General features: G+C 56.4%; 23 protein-coding genes. 9 read left to right on the plus strand and 14 right to left on the minus strand.

The features are described 5' to 3' along the window. The first annotated feature begins 7 nt into the window (after nucleotides 1-7). The 4 genes from ACQG1Y_RS20645 to dolP are packed head-to-tail and all read left to right on the plus strand — an operon-like array spanning nucleotide 8 to nucleotide 3,696. Nucleotides 8-2,146: a penicillin-binding protein activator gene (locus ACQG1Y_RS20645; RefSeq protein ID WP_126543306.1), complete on the plus strand. Its 2,139-nt coding sequence runs from the start codon at nucleotides 8-10 to the stop codon at nucleotides 2,144-2,146. Next, nucleotides 2,104-2,499, plus strand: coding sequence for a YraN family protein (locus ACQG1Y_RS20650; RefSeq protein ID WP_017382447.1), 396 nt, complete (start codon nucleotides 2,104-2,106; stop codon nucleotides 2,497-2,499). Before ACQG1Y_RS20645 ends, ACQG1Y_RS20650 begins: the two co-directional genes overlap by 43 nt. A 21-nt stretch (nucleotides 2,500-2,520) precedes the next feature. After that, nucleotides 2,521-3,111, plus strand: coding sequence for a DnaA initiator-associating protein DiaA (gene diaA, locus ACQG1Y_RS20655; protein WP_003861754.1), 591 nt, complete (start codon nucleotides 2,521-2,523; stop codon nucleotides 3,109-3,111). Nucleotides 3,112-3,120: 9 nt separating this feature from the next. Further along, nucleotides 3,121-3,696, plus strand: a complete 576-nt coding sequence (gene dolP, locus ACQG1Y_RS20660; RefSeq protein WP_006812102.1) for a division/outer membrane stress-associated lipid-binding lipoprotein — start codon at nucleotides 3,121-3,123, stop codon at nucleotides 3,694-3,696. A 49-nt stretch (nucleotides 3,697-3,745) separates the two neighbouring features. Here the strand turns inward: dolP and ACQG1Y_RS20665 are convergent, their stop codons facing one another. Both ACQG1Y_RS20665 and ACQG1Y_RS20670 read right to left on the minus strand, forming a co-directional pair. Next, the gene (locus tag ACQG1Y_RS20665; protein WP_045907597.1) at nucleotides 3,746-4,783 is read right to left on the minus strand and encodes a permease; all 1,038 of its coding nucleotides are present in this window, start codon (nucleotides 4,781-4,783) and stop codon (nucleotides 3,746-3,748) included. A 40-nt stretch (nucleotides 4,784-4,823) separates the two neighbouring features. Then, nucleotides 4,824-5,468, minus strand: a complete 645-nt coding sequence (locus ACQG1Y_RS20670; protein ID WP_023304489.1) for an NAD(P)H-binding protein — start codon at nucleotides 5,466-5,468, stop codon at nucleotides 4,824-4,826. 128 nt (nucleotides 5,469-5,596) lie between these two features. On the opposite strand from ACQG1Y_RS20670, the gene ACQG1Y_RS20675 reads away from it, so the two are divergent. Continuing rightward, nucleotides 5,597-6,115 carry a type 1 glutamine amidotransferase domain-containing protein gene (locus tag ACQG1Y_RS20675; RefSeq protein ID WP_015571965.1) on the plus strand — a complete coding sequence of 173 codons (519 nt, stop codon included), beginning with the start codon at nucleotides 5,597-5,599 and terminating at the stop codon, nucleotides 6,113-6,115. Here ACQG1Y_RS20675 and ACQG1Y_RS20680 read toward each other — a convergent pair. Further along, nucleotides 6,095-6,529: a YhbP family protein gene (locus ACQG1Y_RS20680; RefSeq protein WP_015571966.1), complete on the minus strand. Its 435-nt coding sequence runs from the start codon at nucleotides 6,527-6,529 to the stop codon at nucleotides 6,095-6,097. The genes ACQG1Y_RS20675 and ACQG1Y_RS20680 overlap by 21 nt on opposite strands. Nucleotides 6,530-6,543: 14 nt before the next feature. On the opposite strand from ACQG1Y_RS20680, the gene ACQG1Y_RS20685 reads away from it, so the two are divergent. Continuing rightward, entirely contained in the window at nucleotides 6,544-6,873 is a 330-nt protein-coding gene (locus tag ACQG1Y_RS20685; RefSeq protein WP_003861768.1) for a GIY-YIG nuclease family protein, read from the plus strand. On the opposite strand, the gene ACQG1Y_RS20690 is transcribed toward ACQG1Y_RS20685, so the two are convergent. Both ACQG1Y_RS20690 and ubiT read right to left on the minus strand, forming a co-directional pair. Beyond that, a complete protein-coding gene (locus ACQG1Y_RS20690) occupies nucleotides 6,860-7,363 on the minus strand; it encodes a GNAT family N-acetyltransferase (RefSeq protein ID WP_015571968.1) in 504 nt (167 codons plus the stop codon). The genes ACQG1Y_RS20685 and ACQG1Y_RS20690 overlap by 14 nt on opposite strands. Further along, nucleotides 7,357-7,881, minus strand: coding sequence for a ubiquinone anaerobic biosynthesis accessory factor UbiT (gene ubiT / locus ACQG1Y_RS20695; protein ID WP_003861771.1), 525 nt, complete (start codon nucleotides 7,879-7,881; stop codon nucleotides 7,357-7,359). Before ubiT ends, ACQG1Y_RS20690 begins: the two co-directional genes overlap by 7 nt. A gap of 221 nt (nucleotides 7,882-8,102) precedes the next feature. On the opposite strand from ubiT, the gene ubiU reads away from it, so the two are divergent. The 3 genes from ubiU (at nucleotide 8,103) to ACQG1Y_RS20710 (ending at nucleotide 11,070) form a co-directional block, all read left to right on the plus strand. Then, entirely contained in the window at nucleotides 8,103-9,098 is a 996-nt protein-coding gene (gene ubiU, locus ACQG1Y_RS20700; protein ID WP_045329228.1) for a ubiquinone anaerobic biosynthesis protein UbiU, read from the plus strand. A 7-nt stretch (nucleotides 9,099-9,105) separates the two neighbouring features. Then, nucleotides 9,106-9,984 (plus strand): U32 family peptidase, encoded by an 879-nt coding sequence (locus ACQG1Y_RS20705; RefSeq protein WP_063138921.1) that lies wholly within the window; start codon nucleotides 9,106-9,108, stop codon nucleotides 9,982-9,984. A 78-nt stretch (nucleotides 9,985-10,062) separates the two neighbouring features. Further along, nucleotides 10,063-11,070 (plus strand): luciferase-like monooxygenase, encoded by a 1,008-nt coding sequence (locus tag ACQG1Y_RS20710; RefSeq protein ID WP_032672051.1) that lies wholly within the window; start codon nucleotides 10,063-10,065, stop codon nucleotides 11,068-11,070. Nucleotides 11,071-11,170: 100 nt separating this feature from the next. On the opposite strand, the gene mtr is transcribed toward ACQG1Y_RS20710, so the two are convergent. From mtr to infB, 9 genes are all read right to left on the minus strand, one after another. Continuing rightward, a complete protein-coding gene (gene mtr, locus ACQG1Y_RS20715) occupies nucleotides 11,171-12,415 on the minus strand; it encodes a tryptophan permease (RefSeq protein WP_006812114.1) in 1,245 nt (414 codons plus the stop codon). A gap of 142 nt (nucleotides 12,416-12,557) precedes the next feature. Further along, complete coding sequence (locus ACQG1Y_RS20720) at nucleotides 12,558-14,453, minus strand: DEAD/DEAH family ATP-dependent RNA helicase (RefSeq protein ID WP_003861780.1); 1,896 nt, start codon at nucleotides 14,451-14,453, stop codon at nucleotides 12,558-12,560. Further along, the gene (gene yrbN, locus ACQG1Y_RS20725; protein WP_097397692.1) at nucleotides 14,446-14,526 is read right to left on the minus strand and encodes a protein YrbN; all 81 of its coding nucleotides are present in this window, start codon (nucleotides 14,524-14,526) and stop codon (nucleotides 14,446-14,448) included. The genes ACQG1Y_RS20720 and yrbN overlap by 8 nt, the downstream gene beginning before the upstream one ends. Nucleotides 14,527-14,633: 107 nt before the next feature. After that, nucleotides 14,634-15,518, minus strand: a complete 885-nt coding sequence (gene nlpI / locus ACQG1Y_RS20730) for a lipoprotein NlpI (protein WP_003861782.1) — start codon at nucleotides 15,516-15,518, stop codon at nucleotides 14,634-14,636. Between the two features lie 109 nt (nucleotides 15,519-15,627). Beyond that, nucleotides 15,628-17,766 (minus strand): polyribonucleotide nucleotidyltransferase, encoded by a 2,139-nt coding sequence (gene pnp, locus ACQG1Y_RS20735; RefSeq protein ID WP_017693919.1) that lies wholly within the window; start codon nucleotides 17,764-17,766, stop codon nucleotides 15,628-15,630. Between the two features lie 242 nt (nucleotides 17,767-18,008). After that, nucleotides 18,009-18,278: a 30S ribosomal protein S15 gene (gene rpsO / locus ACQG1Y_RS20740; protein WP_003861789.1), complete on the minus strand. Its 270-nt coding sequence runs from the start codon at nucleotides 18,276-18,278 to the stop codon at nucleotides 18,009-18,011. A 154-nt stretch (nucleotides 18,279-18,432) separates the two neighbouring features. Next, nucleotides 18,433-19,383: a tRNA pseudouridine(55) synthase TruB gene (truB, locus tag ACQG1Y_RS20745; RefSeq protein ID WP_017693918.1), complete on the minus strand. Its 951-nt coding sequence runs from the start codon at nucleotides 19,381-19,383 to the stop codon at nucleotides 18,433-18,435. After that, a complete protein-coding gene (gene rbfA / locus ACQG1Y_RS20750) occupies nucleotides 19,383-19,787 on the minus strand; it encodes a 30S ribosome-binding factor RbfA (RefSeq protein WP_003861793.1) in 405 nt (134 codons plus the stop codon). Before rbfA ends, truB begins: the two co-directional genes overlap by 1 nt. Before the next feature lie 106 nt (nucleotides 19,788-19,893). After that, complete coding sequence (gene infB, locus ACQG1Y_RS20755; RefSeq protein ID WP_006812117.1) at nucleotides 19,894-22,581, minus strand: translation initiation factor IF-2; 2,688 nt, start codon at nucleotides 22,579-22,581, stop codon at nucleotides 19,894-19,896. Nucleotides 22,582-22,595 lie beyond the last annotated feature (14 nt).

Here is a 22,595-nt window from a genome sequence, read left to right on the forward strand (position 1 = left end):
ATACAGTATGGTACCGTTAACGTTTCTTCGAAAAAAAGCCGCGCACAGCGTGCCCCTCCTGCTGGCAGCCCTGATCTTTACCGGCTGCGGCACCCAGGCACCTGACCAGAGCACTGCTCATATGCAGGGATCCGCTCAGGCTGATTCTGGCTTTTATCTGCAACAAATGTCGCAGAGTACAAATGATACCAGGATCAACTGGCAATTACTCGCCATTCGTGCACTGCTGAAAGAAGGGAAAACCCAGCAGGCCGCCGAGCTGTTCAGCCAGCTGCCGCAGGATCTTAACGACACTCAGCGCCATGAGCAGACGCTGCTGTCGGCAGAACTGAAGGTCGCGCAAAAAGATTACGACGGCGCGAAGAAGATCCTCGGCACCATCGATCTCAGCACGCTGGATAAAAACCAGCAGGCCCGTTTCTGGCAGGCCGGTATCACCGCTGAGCAGGGTCGCCCTTCCCTGACGCTACTCCGCGCGCTGATTGCCCAGGAGCCTCTGCTCGCGGGTGCGGACAAGCAAAAAAATATTGACGCAACCTGGCAGGCGCTCGCCTCCATGACCCAGGATCAGGCCAAGGCGCTGGTAATCAACGCCGATGAAAATGTCCTGCAAGGCTGGCTGGATCTGCAACAGATGTGGTTCAACAACCGCAGCGATCCGAACATGCTGAAAGCCGGCATTACCGACTGGCAAAAGCGTTACCCGCAAAACCCGGGAGCGAAAATGCTGCCAACGCAGCTGGTGAACGTGCAAAACTTTAAGCCCGCCTCCACCAGCAAAATTGCCCTGCTGCTGCCGTTAAACGGTCAGGCTGCGGTGTTTGGTCGCGCCATTCAGCAAGGTTTTGAAGCCGCGAAAAACGGCACCACCGCCGTCAGCGGCAGCGCGGTTCCGGCGCAGGCTGCACAGGCGGCGAATGTGAATGACGTTGTCAGCCCGTCCGCCGCCGAAACCAGCGACCTGACCACCGCGCAAACCCCTGCGCAGGGCACCATGCAGAATCCGGTTACTGCCCCAACGACGCAGCCTGCTACCCCAGCGCCTGCGGCAACACAGGCCCCGGCTGAAACACCGGCGCCCGCGACGGCAGAACAACCTCAGCCGCAAACCGCGCAGCCGGAACAGCAGCCATCAGCCCAGCCGCAGGCTGTGGTCACCACCAGCGCTAACCCTGGTGCAGAGTTGAAAATCTACGACACCAGCGCCCAGCCGCTTGACCAGGTGCTGGCGCAGGTTCAGCAGGACGGGGCCAGCATCGTTGTCGGCCCGCTGTTGAAAAACAACGTGGAAGCGCTGATGAAGAGCAACACCACGCTGAACGTGCTGGCGCTTAACCAGCCTGAGCAGGTTCAGAACCGCGCCAATATCTGTTACTTCGCCCTCTCTCCGGAGGATGAAGCCCGCGATGCGGCCCGCCATATTCACGAGCAGGGCAAGCAGGCGCCGCTGCTGCTGATCCCACGCAGCACGCTGGGCGATCGCGTTGCCAACGCGTTTGCGCAAGAGTGGCAGACCCTTGGCGGTGGCGTGGTGTTGCAGCAGAAATTTGGCTCAGCTTCCGAACTGAGAGCGGGCGTGAACGGCGGGGCAGGTATTGCCCTCAACGGTAGCCCGGTATCCGCCAGCCTGCCGCAGCAGCAGAGCGTCACCATCGGCGGTCTGACGATCCCGGCACCACCTACCGACGCGCAAATCAGCGGCGGCGGTAAAGTGGATTCGGCGTACATCGTCGCTACGCCGGAAGAGATCGCCTTTATCAAACCGATGATCGCCATGCGTAACGGCAGCCAGAGCGGTGCAACGCTCTACGCCAGCTCACGCAGCGCACAGGGTACCGCAGGCCCGGATTTCCGTCTGGAAATGGAAGGACTGCAATACAGCGAGATCCCCATGCTGGCAGGCAGCAACCCGCAGTTGATGCAGCAGGCGCTGGGCGCGGTGCGCAATGACTATTCCCTGGCGCGTCTGTACGCGATGGGCGTCGATGCCTGGGCGCTGGCAAACCACTTCACCCAGATGCGTCAGGTACCGGGCTTCGAGCTTAACGGGAATACCGGCGATCTGACCGCCGATCAGGATTGTGTGATTAACAGGAAGTTATCATGGCTCAAATACCAGCAGGGGCAGATTGTCCCGGCCAGTTAAGCCGTAAACAGACCGGCGACGCGTGGGAGTTAAAGGCGCGTCGCTGGCTTGAAGGCAAAGGACTGCGCTTTGTCGCCGCCAACGTTCGCGGGCGCGGCGGCGAGATTGACCTGATCATGAAAGACGGTCAGACCATCGTGTTTGTTGAAGTTCGCTTCCGACAGTCGTCCCGTTTTGGCGGTGCTGCCGCCAGCGTGACGCTCGCCAAACAACAAAAATTATTACAGACTGCCCACTTGTGGCTTGCCCGCCATAATGGGAGTTTTGATACTGTGGATTGCCGTTTCGATGTGGTAGCCTTCACCGGAAATGCGATCGACTGGCTTAAAAACGCGTTTGGCGAAGACGCATAAATAAGATTTTAAAGGGATACCGTGCTCGAACGAATTAAAGTGTGCTTCACAGAAAGCATTCAAACGCAGATTGCCGCGGCGGAAGCCCTTCCGGACGCGATCTCGCGTGCAGCGATGACGCTGGTTCAGTCGCTGCTCAACGGCAACAAAATCCTCTGTTGTGGCAATGGCACGTCCGCCGCCAACGCACAGCATTTTGCTGCCAGCATGATCAATCGCTTCGAAACCGAGCGCCCGAGTTTACCTGCCATTGCACTAAACACCGATAACGTGGTCTTAACTGCGATTGCCAACGATCGTCTGCATGACGAAATCTACGCCAAGCAGGTGCGCGCCTTAGGCCATGCCGGAGACGTGCTGCTGGCGATCTCCACGCGCGGTAACAGCCGGGATATCGTTAAAGCGGTTGAAGCGGCAGTGACCCGGGATATGACGATTGTCGCCCTGACCGGTTACGACGGCGGTGAGCTGGCTGGCCTGCTGGGGCCGCAGGATGTGGAGATCCGCATTCCTTCGCACCGTAGCGCCCGCATCCAGGAGATGCATATGCTCACGGTGAACTGCTTATGCGATCTGATCGATAACACGCTTTTCCCTCACCAGGATGATTAAGGAGTTCTCATGAAGGTTTTATCGGCCCTTGCAGTCGTGATGTCTGCATTACTGCTTCAGGGATGCATCGCTGCCGCTGTAGTCGGCACCGCAGCGGTCGGCACCAAAGCAGCGACCGATCCGCGCACCGTTGGGACGCAGGTGGATGACGGTACGCTTGAGCTGCGCGTAAACAGTGCGCTGTCGAAAGACGAGCAGATCAAGAAGGAAGCACGCATCAACGTGACGGCTTATCAGGGCAAAGTGCTGCTGGCAGGCCAGGCGCCAAATCCTGAACTCGCCTCGCGCGCCAAACAGATCGCGATGGGTGTGGAAGGCACGGCGGAAGTGTTTAACGAGATCCGCCAGGGCCAGCCGATTGGTCTCGGCACCGCGTCATCTGATACCTGGATCACCACCAAAGTGCGTTCCCAGCTGCTGGGTACCGACCAGGTGAAATCCTCAAACGTGAAAGTGACCACGGAGAACGGCGAAGTATTCCTGCTGGGTCTGGTGACGGAACGTGAAGGGAAAGCGGCGGCGGATATCGCCAGCCGGGTGAGCGGCGTGAAACACGTCACCACCGCCTTTACTTACATTAAGTAATTACCACCTGACTACAGGCCCGGTAAGCGCTAGCGCCGCCGGGCTTTTTTCACACAAGCGCCATACTCCCCACAATAACTCCGCTCAACGCCACCAGCCCCGCAGTCAGCCACAGCGCTTTCGCCGGGAATGACTTACGCAGCATGATAAGCGACGGCAGGCTCACCGCCGGCAGCGTGATGAGCAGCGCCAGCGCCGGTGCGGTCCCCATACCAGCCATCATCATGGTCTGAATAATCGGGATCTCCGCCGCGGTTGGGATCACAAACAGGCACCCGGCCACCGCCATCGCAATCACCCACATCAGCGTGTTGTCGATAGCGCCATCCGCATGCGGGAACAGCCAGACGCGCGCCGCCCCCAGCACCAGTACGGCCAGGATATAGACCGGAATGGTGCTCCAGAAAAGCTGCCACAGCGCTTTGCCCCAGCGAGCAAAGAAATTGCCCTGCGGCTCGCGGACGTCCAGCTCAACGGAGGCAGGCCCGGCCTCGTTGTCTTTCACCAGGTGCTGCACCAGCGTAGCGACAAGCACCACCGTCAGCAGGCCAGCCGCCAGACGGATAAACGCGAAATGCCAGCCGAGAACGAAGCCCATAAATACCAGCGTTGCCGGGTTCAGCAGGGGGTTACCCATCCAGAAGGCAAGCGCGCCGCCCATCGACACGCGCTGTCGGCGCATACCCGCCGCCACCGGTGCGGCGCAGCAGGAGCACATCATGCCCGGCAGGGAGAAAATCGTCCCCAGCAGCGTGCCCTGCAAGCGCGGCTGTCCCAGGGTTTTCACCAGCCAGTTACGCGGGATAAGTACCTGAATCAGCGAGCCCAGCAATACGCCCAATACCGCCGCTTTCCAGACGGCAAGAAAATAGACCATGGCGTAATCCCACGCCGCGCGTAGCGGGCTGGAATCGGCCTGCGCGAGAATCGATTTACCGATGCTGTGGGTGTCGGCGGCGGTGAAGGCTTTACCGTAGTACGGCTGCCATTTCACATACCAGAGGCCAATGATGACCACGAGAAAGAAGAGTGCGGGCTTCCACCACTGAACAGGTGTTGCCGCCTGAGATGAAGACTGACCAGTCATACCATTCCCCGGAAGGTGTTATTTAATAAGCCGGGGAAGTTTACGCCTCGCCCTGCGCGATTTCACGCAGTTTTGCCGAAGGGATAATATTAACCCCCTCCTGCGACGGAGCCAGCGCCTCTTTTAGCATCGCCAGCGCGACATCCCGCGCCTCGATGGACTTCCAGTTACCCGGCAGGATACGAAACAGCGGAGCGAAAAATGACTCGTTAAAACGACGTTCGTCACGGTGCCCCATCAGCATGGAAGGCCGCGCGATGGTCAGGCGCTCCCATTTCTGCGCGATTAACGCCTCTTCCATTTTGCCCTTCACCTGGTTGTAAAAAAACGGCGAGCCTGCGTTCGCGCCGTGCGCGCTGACTACCAGGAAATGTTTTGCGCCCAGCTTTTTCGCCGTCAGGGCGGTATCCACCACTAGTGTGTAATCCGCATGGACAAAAGCTTCTTTACTGCCCGCTTCCCGTCGGGTGGTACCAAGGCAGCAAAAGGCGATATCAATGGGATCCTGCACCTGCGCCAGCGCGTCGGTGAGCTGTGGATCGTGCGGGTTATAGACGCCGGTGATATCCAACAGCGGGCGACGCGTCGGGGCGGCGATATAATTGATATGCCGATCCTGGATCAGCAGCCGCAGCAGATGTCCACCCACCAGCCCGGTTGCGCCGGTAATCAGTACCTGACTCATCTTATCCCCTTTACAGAATTGTCCGTTTGCGTTCTGGGCCTGCTCTACCACACTTAAAAGTCTGTTACCGGTAAGTATTTACCACAAACGGGAAAAAAACAGTCTGAAGCGAAAACAACGGAGGAAGCATGGGTAAAAAAATCGCAGTCTTGATTACCGACGAGTTTGAAGATTCAGAATTTACGTCGCCAGCAGAGGCATTCCGCAAGGCGGGCCACGAGGTGGTCACCATCGAGAAAGAAGCGGGTAAAACCGTGAAGGGCCATAAGGGCGAAGCCAGCGTGACCATTGACGAATCCATTGATAACGTCAGCCCGTCGGATTTCGACGCCCTGCTGTTACCGGGCGGTCATTCACCGGATTCCCTGCGCGGAGACGAGCGTTTCGTCACCTTTACCCGTGACTTCGTCGGCACCGGTAAACCGGTATTTGCCATTTGCCACGGTCCGCAGTTGCTGATCAGCGCCGAGGTGGTACGCGGGCGTAAGCTCACCGCGGTGAAGCCGATCGTTATCGATCTGAAAAACGCGGGAGCCGAGTTCTACGATCAGGAAGTGGTGAACGATAACGATCAGCTGATCACCAGCCGTACACCGGACGATCTGCCGGCGTTTAACCGTGAAGCGCTACGCCTGCTCGGCGCGTAACCAGTGCAGCTTCTTGCCAAAGCCCAGGGTGTTGTCGGTAAATTTCAGCTCATCAAGGCGGATTTCCCACACCGGGGCTTTTAGCGCCGCGGCCACCGGGAAGCGGCGCGTATAGCGTTTACGTTGCGCGTCGCTCTCCTCACCTTCCAGGCGACGAATTTCACCTTTAAACTGGACCCCGCGGATCAGCGCAACGGTTTTAGGCTGACCGTTTACCGTGCCCGCCACTTTTGCCCGCTGGCCCGTCATCTGCGCATGCCGCGTTTTATCTTCGCTCATCACGTAAAAGGCCACTCGCTCGGGATCGTAGTAATAAAAGGCATTTGCGCACCACATCTCCTCGTCTTTACAGACGCACCAGGTCACGACATGCTGCTTTGCCAGCCAGCGGTTAATGGCGGCCAGTGTTTCCATTTTCGCTCTCTCTCATGCTATGGTGCGTTCACCTTAACATACTGAATCTGTTTACCGTGTGCTGGTTTCTCTATCTTGTCCGAACCGCTGATAACGCACTCTACACCGGGATCACTACCGATGTGGCACGGCGTTTTTTACAACATCAAACGGGGAAAGGGGCGAAGGCGCTGCGGGGGAAAGGTGAACTTCAGTTAGCGTTTTCAGCCGCCGTGGGCGACAGATCCCTGGCGCTCAGGCTGGAATACCGCATCAAGCAGCTGACGAAGCGCCAGAAAGAGCGTCTCGTCAACGGGGACGGCTCTTTCGAGGCGCTACGCGAAAGCCTGCTTAAAAACGATTGAAATGATCGTGGTACTCCACCAGACCGGTAACGCCGTCGAGCGCATCATCCGCCAGAGGATGCACCAGGAAAGATGTTTCCGTGCCCGGCCAGTGGCAGCGCAGATCGTATCTGGACGCTGGCTTAAAACCTAAACGTTCGTAGAACGCCGGATCGCCCAGAACGACGACAGCGGCATAGCCAAATTCATTCAGTGAATCCAGCCCTTCATAGACCAGCTGGCGCGCCAGGCCCTGGCCACGGTAGTTTTCATCCACCGCCAGCGGCGCCATGCCGACCCACTGTAACTCTTCACCCTGCACAATCACCGGGCTGAAGGCCACGTAGCCGACCACCTGCCCTTCATCGTCGGTGGCAACCAGGCCCAGCGTAATCAGGCCATCTTCGCGAAGATCGTGAACCAGTTGGGCTTCGGCGTCGCCTGCAAAAGAGCGGCGTAACAACGCATCGATACCCGGCGCATCAATCCCAATTTCGACTCGAATCAGCATGGCTCACCTACTGAAGTGTGTTTACTGTCCGGCGGGGTTTTTAGCCCGGCCTCAACGAAATCTGCCATTTGCATCAACATCATACGCAGCGCTTTCGGCATCTGCTCCAGCTCAATGGCATCCATTAAATTTTTGACGTACAGACCGAGCTCCGTGTCGCCTTCAATCACCAGACGACGCTGGAAGAAGAGGGTGTCCGGATCCTGTTTGCGCGCGGCGATCATCAGCAGATCGCTGGCATCCGCGCTAAAGCTGACATCCGCCTCGGCGGTTTCACGGACGATCAGCCGATCGTTCTCAACGGAAGTAAACCAGCGCAACCCGATATCGCGCACTTCAATCTTTAACCAGCGGCCTTCCAGAAACTCCAGCTCACCGTCCTGTAGCGCCTGGCGGAACTGCCAGCTCAGTACCTGTTCCAGCACCTGGCGTTTAAGCGCGAACGGCGCCAGTTTTACCGGCACGCTCAGCATTGATGGACCAAATTGTACGAGACGTGAACGCAGTTTATCCAGCACGAGCTTTACTCCCTGATAGCTATAGTCCTGCTATTTTGCCATATCCCGACAAGAAGATAGCGGCGTAAATCAACAAACCGTTGTCCGGTATACCTCATTATTGGTGCCATCAATACGCCATTAGCTGCCTTAAATCAAAAATTGTCGCGTATGGGTTAATTAAAATCCCAGCTCGTTAACATTTTTTACGATCCCTGCGATCGACAACATCGGGATAAATTATGGAGCTGCTCTGCCCTGCCGGAAACCTTCCGGCGCTTAAGGCGGCCATCGAAAATGGGGCCGATGCGGTCTATATCGGGCTGAAAGATGATACCAACGCCCGCCATTTTGCGGGTCTTAACTTTACGGAGAAAAAGCTTCAGGAAGCCGTTAACTTCGTTCACCAGCACCGGCGCAAACTGCACATCGCCATCAATACCTTTGCCCATCCTGATGGCTATGCCCGCTGGCAGCGCGCCGTGGATATGGCGGCCCAGCTGGGCGCCGATGCGCTGATCCTGGCCGACCTCGCCATGCTTGAGTATGCGGCAGAACGTTATCCGCATATTGAGCGCCACGTCTCTGTTCAGGCATCGGCCACCAATGAAGAGGCCGTGCGTTTTTATCATCGACACTTTGACGTAGCCCGCGTGGTGCTGCCGCGCGTGCTCTCTATTCATCAGGTTAAGCAACTGGCGCGCGTCACGCCAGTGCCGCTGGAGGTTTTTGCCTTCGGCAGCCTGTGCATCATGGCCGAAGGCCGCTGCTATCTTTCTTCCTATCTCACCGGGGAATCGCCAAATACCGTCGGCGCCTGCTCGCCTGCCCGCTTCGTTCGCTGGCAGCAAACGCCGCAGGGACTGGAGTCACGCCTGAATGACGTGTTAATTGACCGCTATCAGGACGGTGAAAACGCGGGCTACCCGACGCTGTGCAAAGGCCGTTATCTGGTGGACGGCGAGCGCTACCACGCGCTGGAGGAGCCCACCAGCCTCAACACGCTGGAATTGCTGCCGGAACTGCTGGCCGCCAATATTGCCTCGGTGAAAATCGAAGGCCGCCAGCGCAGCCCGGCCTACGTGAGCCAGGTGGCGAAGGTGTGGCGTCAGGCCATCGACCGCTGCATGGCGGATCCGCAAAACTACGCCCCGCAGCCAGCATGGATGGAGACGCTCGGCGCGATGTCCGAAGGCACCCAAACCACGCTCGGCGCGTATCACCGTAAATGGCAGTGAGATAATCATGAAATATTCATTAGGGCCGGTGCTTTACTACTGGCCAAAAGAGACGCTGGAAGATTTTTACCAGCTGGCGGCTAACAGCAGCGCCGATGTGATTTACCTCGGCGAAGCGGTGTGCAGCAAGCGCCGCGCCACCAAAGTGGGCGACTGGCTGGATATGGCGAAAAGCCTGGCCGGCAGCGGCAAGCAGGTGGTGCTCTCGACGCTGGCGCTGGTGCAGGCGTCCTCTGAACTGGGCGAGCTGAAGCGCTACGTCGAAAACGGTGAGTTCCTGCTGGAGGCGAGCGACCTGGGCGTGGTAAACCTGTGTGCCGAGCGTAAGCTGCCGTTTGTCGCCGGACATGCGCTGAACTGCTATAACGCGGTGACCCTGCGCCTGTTGCTCAAACAGGGGATGACACGCTGGTGCATGCCAGTAGAGCTCTCCCGCGACTGGCTGGCCAACCTGCTGAATCAGTGCGAAGAGCTGGGCATTCGCAACAAGTTTGAAGTGGAAGTCCTGAGCTATGGGCATCTGCCGCTGGCCTACTCTGCCCGCTGCTTCACCGCACGTTCCGAAGATCGCCCGAAAGACGAGTGCGAAACCTGCTGCATTAAGTACCCGAACGGCCGCAGTATGCTGTCGCAGGAGAACCAGCAGGTGTTTGTCCTCAACGGCATTCAGACCATGAGCGGTTACGTCTATAACCTCGGCAACGAACTGGCGTCAATGCACGGGCTGGTGGATATGGTGCGTCTTTCGCCGCTTGATACCGGCGTTTTCGCGATGCTGGACGCCTTCCGCGCCAACGAAAACGGCGCCTCACCGCTGCCGTTGACGGCAAACAGCGACTGCAACGGTTACTGGAGACGTCTCGCCGGGCTGGAATTGCAGGCGTAAAAAAGGCTCACTTTGTTAACAACGGTTATCATTTTTTAATGCAGTATTAAAGATTGACCGTCGACAAAGTGAGCTGTTATGACTGACAAAACCATTCCGTTTTCGGTGCTGGATCTGGCGCCGATTCCACAAGGCTCCTCGGCCAGAGAAGCCTTCACGCACTCTCTCGATCTTGCTCAGCTTGCCGAAAAGCGCGGCTATCACCGCTACTGGCTGGCGGAGCACCACAATATGGTGGGCATCGCCAGCGCCGCCACCTCGGTGCTGATTGGCTATCTGGCGGCGAATACCACCACTCTGCACCTGGGCTCCGGCGGTGTGATGCTGCCGAACCACGCCCCGCTGGTGATTGCCGAGCAGTTCGGGACGCTGAATACCCTTTATCCGGGCCGTATTGATCTAGGGCTTGGCCGCGCGCCGGGCAGCGACCAGCCGACCATGCGCGCCCTGCGTCGCCATATGAGCGGCGATATCGATAACTTCCCGCGCGATGTGGCCGAGCTGGTGGACTGGTTTGACGCGCGGGATCCGAACCCGCACGTGCGTCCTGTGCCGGGGTACGGGGAAAAGATCCCGGTATGGCTGTTAGGCTCAAGCCTGTACAGCGCGCAGCTCGCCGCTCAGCTGGGGCTGCCGTTCGCGTTCGCTTCCCACTTCGCACCGGATATGCTGCATCAGGCACTGCATCTTTATCGTACGCACTTCCAACCGTCTGAACGTCTGGAGAAGCCGTATGCGATGGTGTGTATCAATATCATTGCCGCCGACAGCAACCGCGACGCGGAATTCCTGTTTACCTCTATGCAGCAGGCGTTTGTGAAGCTGCGTCGCGGTGAGACGGGCCAGCTTCCACCGCCGGTAGAGAATATGCATCAGCTGTGGTCGGCCTCCGAGCAGTATGGCGTGCAGCAGGCTCTGAGTATGTCGCTGGTGGGTGATAAGGCGAAAGTGCGTCACGGGCTGGAGGCGGTGCTGCGTGAAACCCAGGCGGATGAGATTATGGTTAACGGCCAGATTTTCGATCACCAGGCGCGTCTGCATTCGTTTGATTTGGCGATGCAGGTGAAAGAGGAGTTGGTGGGGTAGTTTTTTGCTTTGCCCGGTGGCGCTTCGCTTACCGGGCCTACATTCTTTTCTCCCTCTCCCATGGGGAGAGGGCCGGGGTGAGGGGTTCAGACCGCACGTTTTACTGATATACCGGCAACAGATTAAAACTCGACAGCACGTGGACCACCGCATTGCCGATACCAAATACCAGAATCAGCGCAATCATCGGTTTTCCGCCCCAGACGCGGAATTTCGGGCTGCCGAAGCGCTTACGTGATTTGCGCGCCAGCAGCGCCGGTACAATCGCCGCCCAGATGGTGGCCGCCAGTCCCGCATAGCCGATGGCGTACAGGAAACCGTTCGGCCACAGCAGGCCGCCCACAATCGGCGGCAGGAAGGTCAACAGCGCGGTTTTGAAGCGCCCCATAGCAGAGTCATCAAAACCAAACAGATCCGCCAGGTAGTCAAACAGGCCCAGCGTCACGCCGAGGAATGAGCTCGCCACCGCAAAGTTCGAGAAGACCACCAGAAGCAGATCCAGACTGCGGCTGTTCAGCACGCCGCTCAGCGCCTGTACCAGCACATCAATGTTACCGCCCTTCTGCGCAATGCCGATAAATTCCGGACGCGGGATGTTACCCATCGTCCCCAGCAGCCAGATCACATACAGCCCCAGCGCCAGCAACGTGCCGTAAACCAGGCATTTCACGATGGTGCGCGGATCCTTGCCGTAGTATTTCATCAGGCTCGGTACGTTGCCGTGGTAGCCGAACGACGCCAGACAGAATGGCAGCGTCATCAGCAGGTACGGCGTGTAGGAGGTGTTCACTTCCGCAACGTTAAACAACGTGGCTGGCGTGACGTGCCCCAGCAGGCTGCCGAAGGTCAGAAAGAAGGTGATGACCTTTGCGCCCAGCACGATCGCCGTCATGCGGCTGACCGCTTTGGTGCTCATCCAGACGATAAACGCCACGCCCAGCGCGAAGCAGAGACCCGCCAGACGCGCCGGAACGTTCAGCGACATCTCTGAGAAGGTGTGATGCAGAATCGACCCGCTCGCTGAAATGTACGCGTAGGTCAGGATATAGAGTACAAACGCGATGGACAGCCCGTTCACCAGGTTCCAGCCTTTGCCCAACAGATCCCGGGTGATGGTGTCGAAGCTGGAGCCAATGCGGTAGTTCAGGTTTGCTTCAAGGATCATCAGCCCGGAATGGAGCATGCAGAACCAGGTGAAAACCAGCGCCGCCAGCGACCAGAAGAACCACGCACCGGACATGACCACAGGCAGGGAAAACATCCCGGCACCAATGATGGTTCCGCCGATGATCACCACGCCGCCAAGCAGCGAAGGTGACGTTTGGGTGGTGGTTAGTGTTGCCATGCGGCCTTATCTCCAGTGAAAAATGTGGTTCTGCATTTTAGTGTGTTGCACTGTACCAGTACAAGAGTACAAAAGGAATAAAAAAAGCCCCGATAGCAACTATCGGGGCTGTATATTTTACTTTACGTTAGAAGCGAAAGGCTTACGCGTCACCGAAACGACGACGGCTGGCGCCTTCTTCACGGCGTGGACCACGGTTTTCGCGGCGCTCACCGGAGAAACGACGGCCTTCACCACCGCGTCCTTCGCTGCGACCGCCTTCACGACGCTCGCCACCGAAACCGCGACCACCGCCACGACGTTCGCCGCCACGGTCAGGACGTGGCTGTGCATCGCCCAGCAGCTGCATGTTCATCGGCTTGTTCAGGATACGGGTGCGAGTAAAGTGTTGCAGTACTTCGCCCGGCATGCCTTTTGGCAGCTCGATGGTGGAGTGGGAACCGAACAGCTTGATGTTACCGATGTAACGGCTGCTGATATCGCCTTCGTTAGCGATCGCGCCAACGATGTGACGAACTTCAACACCATCATCACGGCCCACTTCAATGCGATACAGTTCCATTTCGCCAGCGTCACGACGCTCGCGACGTGGACGGTCTTCACCACCACGCTCTGGACGGTCACCGCGTGGACCACGGTCGTTACGGTCGCCACGACGTTCGAAACGATCGTCACGGTCACGGAACTCACGCTTAGGACGCATCGGCGCATCAGGTGGCACGATCAGGCTACGTTCGCCCTGCGCCATTTTCAGCAGTGCTGCGGCCAGGGTTTCCATGTCCAGCTCTTCGCCTTCAGCGACAGGCTGGATCTGGGACAGCAGCGCACGGTACTGATCCAGATCGCTGCTTTCCAGCTGCTGCTGTACTTTCGCAGCGAATTTTTCCAGACGGCGTTTGCCCAGCAGTTCTGCGTTTGGCAGCTCGGCTTCTGGAATGGTCAGCTTCATGGTGCGTTCAATGTTACGCAGCAGACGACGCTCGCGGTTCTCAACGAACAGCAGCGCACGACCCGCGCGACCCGCACGACCGGTACGGCCGATACGGTGAACGTAAGACTCGGAGTCCATCGGGATGTCGTAGTTAACAACCAGGCTGATACGCTCAACGTCCAGGCCACGTGCTGCCACGTCGGTTGCAATCAGGATATCCAGACGACCGTCTTTCAGACGCTCCAGAGTCTGCTCACGCAGGGCCTGGTTCATGTCGCCGTTCAGCGCTGCGCTGTTGTAGCCGCTACGCTCCAGGGCTTCAGCCACTTCCAGGGTCGCGTTTTTGGTACGAACGAAGATGATCGCCGCATCAAAATCTTCTGCTTCCAGGAAACGTACCAGCGCTTCGTTTTTGCGCATGCCGTACACAGACCAGTAGCTCTGGCTGATGTCCGGGCGAGTGGTCACGCTGGACTGAATACGCACTTCCTGCGGCTCTTTCATGAAGCGGCGGGTAATGCGACGGATCGCTTCTGGCATAGTTGCAGAGAACAGAGCGGTCTGATGACCTTCCGGGATCTGCGCCATGATGGTTTCTACGTCTTCGATGAAGCCCATACGCAGCATTTCATCGGCTTCGTCCAGTACCAGACCGCTCAGTTTAGAGAGGTCCAGGGTACCGCGCTTCAGGTGATCCAGCAGACGACCCGGCGTACCGACAACAATCTGTGGACCCTGGCGCAGGGCGCGTAACTGCACGTCATAACGCTGGCCGCCGTACAGGGCTACCACGTTTACGCCGCGCATATGTTTAGAGAATTCCGTCATGGCTTCAGCAACCTGAACAGCCAGTTCACGGGTTGGAGCCAGGACGAGGATCTGCGGCGCGCGCAGGTCCGGATCAATGTTGTTCAGCAGCGGCAGCGAGAATGCTGCGGTTTTACCGCTACCAGTCTGGGCCATGCCCAGCACGTCACGACCAGAAAGCAGGTGTGGGATACACTCAGCCTGGATCGGAGATGGTTTTTCGTAACCCAGATCGTTAAGGGCTTCAAGGATAGGAGCCTTCAGGCCCAGATCTGCAAAAGTGGTTTCGAATTCAGCCATGTAGTACAAGTGCCTCGATATTAATGGCGGCCAGTCTACTTAGCTCATCGTGAAAATGATTAGCAATTTTCATTGAAAAGTGTGAACCGGCTCAAATTAGGTGTATTGACGAACAACAACGCCCTCACCAGTGAAGGTGATGGCAATCAAAAGATTACGGGCTGATGTTTATGTCGTCAGCTATTGCTGGTCCGATTCTGCCAGGTCGTCTTGCTCCTGGCCCAAGAGCGATAATTCCAACAATGCATAACGGTGCTCAACGAAGTTATGTACGTTGTTAGCAACCGCTAATTTGAACAGTGCCGTAGCGCTGTCCATATCCCCCAGACTTAGGTAGTACTTACCTAAATAGAAGTTGGTTTCACTGAGATGCTCAGCGAGCGAGGTGTTATCCGTTGCGTCCGCCTTGAGGCGTTCCATCAGCGTTGCTTCGCTAATGTTGCCCAGGTAGAACTCGACAATGTTCCATCCCCACTGTTCCTTGTCCGATTTCTCGAAGCGCTGTTTCAGTGCTTCTTTGGCCTGCTTCTCATCGAGCTTCTGCTCAACGATGTAAAGCCACAGGCTGCGGAAAGGATCATTAGGATCGTCTTGATAAAACGCCAGCAGATCATCTTGCGCTAACTTATCACGACCGCCGTAATACAATGCGATACCGCGATTCAAGTGCGCGTAGTTGTAAGTTGGATCAAGCTCAAGTACAGAATCAAACGCTTCATAGGCAGCATCAAAATTGCCTGCCTGCGTTAAATAAATGCCTAAGTAATTGAATACTTCAGGCATATCAGGTCGAATCGCCAGCGCTTGTGAAAAATCATTTCGCGCCAGTGCCCTCAGACCGAGACTATCATACAACACTCCGCGCTCATATAAAAGCTGTGCGCGTTCGTCATCGGTTAAAGCCCGACTGGCAAGTATTTGTTCCATGCGTGCCAGAATGACTTCCTGCTGCAAAGTCGGTTGCAATGGCACTGCGAGGACTTCGCTCTTACGCCAGGCAGAGTTGCTGCATCCTGCCAGCGTTAAAGCTGTCGCAACGAAACACCAGCGCAAAAAAGGCTTCATTTCCCACTCCCGAAGACAACTATTGATGAACGTCCTGTCCCCCGGCGGCTTAACAAGGCGTCCTGCCTGATAATAAGCCCTCCGCCTGCGCGGAGGGCAAATGGCAACCTTACTCGCCTTGCTGTTCAGCAGCCGGGGCTTCCGGTGCCGCAGCAGGCTGAGACTGCTCGGTTGCTTCTTTAATGCTCAGACGGATACGGCCCTGGCGGTCAACTTCCAGAACTTTCACCGGTACTTCCTGACCCATTTGCAGGTAATCGGTCACTTTCTCAACGCGCTTGTCAGCGATCTGAGAGATGTGTACCAGACCTTCTTTACCGCCACCGATGGCAACGAATGCGCCAAAGTCAACGATACGGGTCACTTTACCATTGTAGATACGGCCCACTTCGATTTCTGCCGTGATCTCTTCGATACGACGGATAGCGTATTTCGCTTTCTCGCCGTCGGTTGCTGCGATTTTCACAGTACCGTCATCTTCGATTTCGATGGTGGTGCCCGTTTCTTCGGTCAGTGCACGGATAACAGAACCGCCCTTACCGATAACATCTTTGATCTTGTCTGGATTGATCTTGATGGTGTGGATACGTGGAGCGAACTGAGAAATGTCGCCACGCGGCGCATTAATCGCCTGTTCCATCACGCCCAGGATGTGCAGACGCGCACCTTTAGCCTGGTTCAGAGCAACCTGCATGATCTCTTTGGTGATACCTTCAATTTTGATATCCATCTGCAAGGCAGAGATACCGTCACGGGAACCCGCTACTTTGAAGTCCATATCGCCCAGGTGGTCTTCGTCGCCCAGAATGTCAGACAGAACAACGTAGTTGTCGCCCTCTTTCACCAGACCCATTGCGATACCCGCAACGGCGGCTTTAATTGGCACGCCTGCATCCATCAGCGCCAGAGAGGCACCACACACGGAAGCCATAGAAGAGGAACCGTTGGATTCGGTGATTTCAGACACCACACGTACGGTGTACGGGAATTTGTCTGCTTCTGGCATCACTGCCAGCACGCCGCGCTTCGCCAGACGACCGTGACCAATTTCACGACGCTTCGGTGAGCCAACCATACCGGTTTCGCCCACAGAGTACGGAGGGAAGTTGTAGTGGAACAGGAAGCTGTCAGTACGCTCGCCCATCAGTTCGTCGATGATCTGTGCGTCACGTGCGGTACCCAGGGTCGCGGTTACCAGCGCCTGCGTTTCACCACGGGTGAACAGCGCAGAACCGTGAGTACGTGGCAGTACGCCAGTACGCACGTCCAGACCACGGATCATGTCTTTTTCACGGCCATCGATACGCGGCTCGCCTGCCAGGACGCGGCTACGAACAACGTTTTTCTCGATGGCGTGCAGGATTTCGCCAATCTCGTTAGCGTCCAGCGTTTCGTCTTCGGCAACCAGGGTCGCGGTCACTTCAGATTTGATCACATCAACCTGAGCATAGCGCTCCTGTTTGTCGGTGATGCGGTATGCGTCGCTCAGACGAGATTCTGCCAGTGCAGCAACGCGTGCGTTCAGCGCCTCGTTCACCGCTTCTGGCTGCCAGTCCCAACGTGGTTTACCGGCTTCTTTCACCAGGTCGTTGATGTTCTGAATAACGATCTGCTGCTGCTCGTGGCCAAATACCACAGCGCCCAGCATCTGATCTTCGCTCAGCAGTTCAGCTTCGGATTCAACCATCAGAACCGCTGCTTCAGTACCGGCAACAACCAGGTCCAGCTTACTCTCTTTCAGCTCTTCCTGAGTTGGGTTCAGTACGTACTGGTCGTTGATGTAGCCAACGCGCGCGGAACCGATTGGGCCATTGAATGGAATACCAGACAGTGACAGGGCCGCAGATGCGCCGATCATAGCAACGATGTCCGGGTTAACCTGTGGGTTAACGGAAACAACGGTCGCAATAACCTGAACTTCGTTTACGAAGCCTTCCGGGAACAGCGGACGAACCGGGCGGTCAATCAGACGCGCGATCAGGGTTTCGCCTTCGCTTGGACGGCCTTCACGACGGAAGAAGCCACCCGGGATTTTACCGGCAGCGTAGGTACGCTCCTGGTAGTTAACGGTCAGTGGGAAGAAGTCCTGACCTGGTTTAGCTTTTTTCTGGCCAACTACGGTAACGAATACAGCAGTGTCATCCATGCTTACCATAACGGCAGCAGTAGCCTGACGCGCCATCATGCCGGTTTCCAGCGTGACGGTATGCTGACCATACTGGAATTTACGAACGATCGGATTCAGCAAAATTCTGTCCTTTCTTAAATGTTTGAAAGCACACCTCAGGTGTGCTGACGATTTAACCCGACCTTCTTCGCATCCTCGCGACTAATGACAACCGACACCCCCATGGGTGAAGCCTCTCATTAGCCGCGCGAACCTCTGCAATGAAGATCATTTATAGCAACAATACAATAGTTTCCATTGAATTGCTGCCGTCTGGTTGAAAAAAGGGGCCATCAGGCCCCCTTTTCTGAAACTCGCAAGAATTAGCGACGCAGGCCCAGACGCTCGATCAGCGCGGTGTAGCGTGCAACATCTTTACGCTTCAGGTAGTCGAGCAGTTTACGACGCTGAGAAACCATACGCAGCAGACCACGACGGCTGTGGTGATCTTTTTTGTGCTCTGCAAAGTGACCTTGCAGGTGGTTAATCTGTGCAGTCAGCAGTGCAACCTGAACTTCGGTAGAACCGCTGTCGTTAGTACCACGACCAAACTCAGAAACGATTTTAGCTTTAGCTTCAACGCTTAGAGACATTTTCAAACTCCAAAGTATAAAGAATGTAAGGATGCCGATCTCTAATTCAGCTATCCCATGTACGCCCCGCAGATTGTTAAACAATTTACCAGGCGTTAAGCGGCGATATTCTACTCGTCTCCCCTGCTTATCGCAAGGTGAGGCGTTATCACCGTCACGCTTCGACCGGATATTCGACGACCAGACGACGCGGCGCCACACGCCCTTCGCCGTCCATTTCGCCCATACCGATGAATTTCCCTTCGTCACCTTCCGTCACGCGTACCAGGCCCTCAAGCGGCGCCCCCGATGTGCGAACCGGGTTTCCGTTCTTAAAGTAAACGGACGATGTTAAAGGAAGATTAACAACCGGGAAGTCCACTGCCGGACTGTCCATTGGCATCAGCAGCGGGTCCAGCAGATCGGCAGGCGCAACGCCCTGCGCTTGCGCCTGCTCAACCAGGGCGTGCAGATGCTCAAGCGTCACCATGCGTTCGACCGGATATTTGCTGACCGCCAGACGACGCAGATAAATCACATGCGCGCCGCAGCCCAGCTTTTCACCGAGGTCATCAATGATGGTGCGGATATAGGTCCCTTTCGAACAGTGTACTTCCAGCTCGAGTTCATCACCTTCGTGGCGAATGAACAGCAACTCATACACGGTAATCGGACGAGCTTCACGCGGAACCTCAATGCCCTGACGCGCATATTCGTAGAGCTTTTTGCCCTGATATTTCAGCGCCGAATACATCGACGGCACCTGTAGCGTATCACCACGGAAGCTGTCCAGCGCCGCATCAAGTTGCTCCGCGCTGAAGGTCACCGGGCGCTCTTCCACCACCAGGCCATCTGCATCAGAGGTATCCGTGCGCTGGCCCAGTTTGGCAATCACGCGGTAGCGCTTATCCGAATCCAGCAGGTACTGGGAAAACTTTGTCGCTTCCCCCAGGCAGATCGGCAGCATGCCGGTTGCCAGCGGATCCAGCGCGCCAGTGTGTCCTGCACGGTTGGCGTTATAAATACGCTTCACTTTTTGCAGCACGTCGTTGCTGGATGCGCCCTGTGGTTTATCCAGCAACAGCACGCCATGCACGTCACGACCGCGACGACGAGGACGACTCATCAGTCCTCCTTGCTGTCGTCCGCCGGGTTAACACGACGCTCATCGTCATGTTTCACCACGCTGGTCACCAGGTTGGACATACGCATACCTTCAACCAGCGAGTTGTCGTAGAAGAAGGTCAGCTCTGGCACGATACGCAGGCGCATTGCTTTGCCAAGCAGAGAGCGGATGAAACCAGAGGCTTCCTGCAACGCTTTAATGCCGTTCTTCACGGCGTCTTCATCCTGGTCATTCAGGAAAGTAACAAACACTTTGGCGTACGCCAGGTCGCGGGACATTTCCACGCCAGACACGGTGGTCATCATACCCACGCGTGGATCTTTGATTTCACGTTGCAGAATGAGAGCGATCTCTTTCTGCATCTCCTGCGCGACGCGCTGTGGGCGACCAAATTCTTTCGCCATAATAAATTCTCCAGACAAAAAAGGGGCTTAAGCCCCTTTTTAAAATTACTGCCGGGTGGCGCTTCGCTTACCCGGCCTACGCTAATTACTCTTCAGTTGACGAAGATTACGCGATGGTACGCTGAATTTCGATGATCTCGAACACTTCGATCATATCGCCAACGCGAACGTCGTTGTAGTTCTTCACGCCGATACCACATTCCATGCCGTTACGGACTTCGTTAACGTCATCTTTGAAGCGGCGCAGGGATTCCAGCTCACCTTCGTAGATAACCACGTTGTCACGCAGTACGCGGATTGGGTTGTGACGCTTGATGGTCCCTTCGGTAACCATACAGCCCGCGATCGCACCGAATTTCGGTGATTTGAACACGTCACGTACTTCAGCCAGACCGATGATCTGCTGTTTCAGCTCAGGAGACAGCATGCCGCTCATCGCTGCTTTCACTTCGTCAATCAGGTTATAGATGACGGAGTAGTAACGCAGATCCAGGCTTTCAGCATCAATCACTTTACGCGCAGATGCGTCAGCACGAACGTTGAAGCCAACCAGGATCGCGTTGGACGCTGCTGCCAGGGTTGCGTCGGTTTCGGTGATACCACCTACGCCAGAACCGATGATCTTCACTTTCACTTCGTCGGTAGACAGTTTCAGCAAGGAGTCGGAGATCGCTTCCACAGAACCCTGAACGTCCGCTTTCAGAACGATGTTCACTTCGTGAACTTCGCCTTCGGTCATGTTGGCAAACATGTTCTCGAGTTTAGATTTCTGCTGACGAGCCAGCTTCACTTCACGGAATTTACCCTGACGATACAGAGCGACTTCACGCGCTTTCTTCTCGTCACGTACCACGGTGACTTCGTCACCGGCAGCCGGAACACCGGACAGGCCGAGAATTTCCACTGGAATGGACGGACCCGCTTCCAGCACTTCCTGACCCAGTTCGTTACGCATCGCACGAACGCGACCGTATTCGAAACCACACAGAACGATGTCGCCCTTGTGCAGAGTACCTTCGCGAACCAGAACGGTTGCAACCGGACCACGACCTTTATCCAGGAAGGATTCGATTACCGCGCCGCTCGCCATACCTTTACGAACCGCTTTCAGCTCCAGAACTTCAGCCTGAAGCAGGATAGCGTTCAGCAGGTCGTCGATACCGGTACCTGCTTTTGCAGATACAGGGATGAACTGCGCTTCACCGCCCCACTCTTCCGGCATAACGCCGTACTGGGACAGTTCGTTCTTCACGCGATCCATATCGGCTTCTGGCTTATCGATTTTGTTAACTGCGACAACCAGAGGCACCTGCGCCGCTTTCGCGTGCTGGATAGCTTCAATGGTCTGTGGCATCACGCCATCGTCGGCAGCAACAACCAGAACAACGATATCCGTTGCCTGAGCACCACGAGCACGCATTGAAGTAAACGCTGCGTGGCCTGGGGTATCCAGGAAGGTGATCATGCCGTTTTCGGTTTCTACGTGGTAAGCACCGATGTGCTGGGTAATACCACCCGCTTCGCCGGAGGCAACCTTAGTAGAACGAATGTAGTCAAGCAGAGAGGTTTTACCGTGGTCAACGTGACCCATGATGGTCACGACCGGTGCGCGCGGTTCAGCCGCTGCGCCCGTATCACGGTCGCTCATTACTGCTTCTTCCAGCTCGTTTTCACGACGCAGGATAACTTTGTGACCCATCTCTTCGGCAACCAGCTGTGCGGTTTCCTGGTCGATGACCTGGTTGATGGTGGCCATTGCGCCCAGTTTCATCATCGCTTTGATGACCTGAGAGCCTTTCACCGCCATCTTGTTAGCCAGTTCGCCAACGGTGATGGTTTCGCCGATCACAACGTCACGGTTAACGGCCTGAGCAGGCTTCTGGAAGCCCTGCTGGAGAGCGGAACCTTTACGCTTGCCGCCTTTACCGCCGCGAACCGCTGCACGCGCTTCTTCACGGTCAGCTTTTGATTCAGCGTGTTTGTTACCTTTTTTCGCAGGACGCGCAGCTTTTGCACTGCGAGTACGGCCACGGCCACCTTCAACTTCGCGGTCGTTGTCGTCTTCTGCCTGACGCGCATGCTGAGACGTGGTGACGTGATAATCGCTGGTATCTTCAGTTGGTTCAGCGGTATTCACACCGTTCTTCTCGTTTTCTTCTGCCATGCGACGCGCTTCTTCGGCGACGCGGCGAGCTTCTTCTTCAAGCTTGCGGCGGGCTTCTTCTTCCGCTTTACGCTTCAGCTCGGCAGCTTCATTTTCACGGCGGGCTTTTTCAGCCTGGGCAGTTTTGGTCATTTCGTCGGTCTGTTGATTGCTCACTTTGTCTTTTTCCGCAGCGTCACGCTTCGCTTTTTCACCGGCGTCGCGTTTCGCTTTTTCTGCGGCCTCACGTTCAGCTTTTAATTCTGCTTCACGTTTGGCAGTGGCTTCTGCCTCACGCTGAGCTTGTTCTTCCGCTTCACGCTGTGCCTGCTCTTCCGCGGCAAGGCGTTCTGCCTCTTGCGGATCACGTTTTACAAAGGTGCGCGTCTTGCGGACTTCAATTTGTACCGACTTGCTTTTGCCACCGGTACCAGGGATGTTCAACGTGCTACGCGTTTTACGCTGTAGCGTTAACTTGTCAGGCGTAGAGCCGTGTTCACGGTTCAGGTGCGCTAACAAGGTTTGTTTTTCTTGCGCGGTCACCGAGTCATCAGCGGACTTCGGGATCCCTGCATCAGCAAATTGCTGTACCAGGCGGTCCACGGAGGTCTGAATCTCAGCAGCCAGCGATTTTACAGTTACATCAGTCATGCTGTTCCTTCCTG

Source organism: Enterobacter cloacae complex sp. 397G4 (assembly GCF_050031515.1).
Taxonomy (GTDB): Bacteria; Pseudomonadota; Gammaproteobacteria; order Enterobacterales; family Enterobacteriaceae; genus Enterobacter; species Enterobacter hormaechei_C.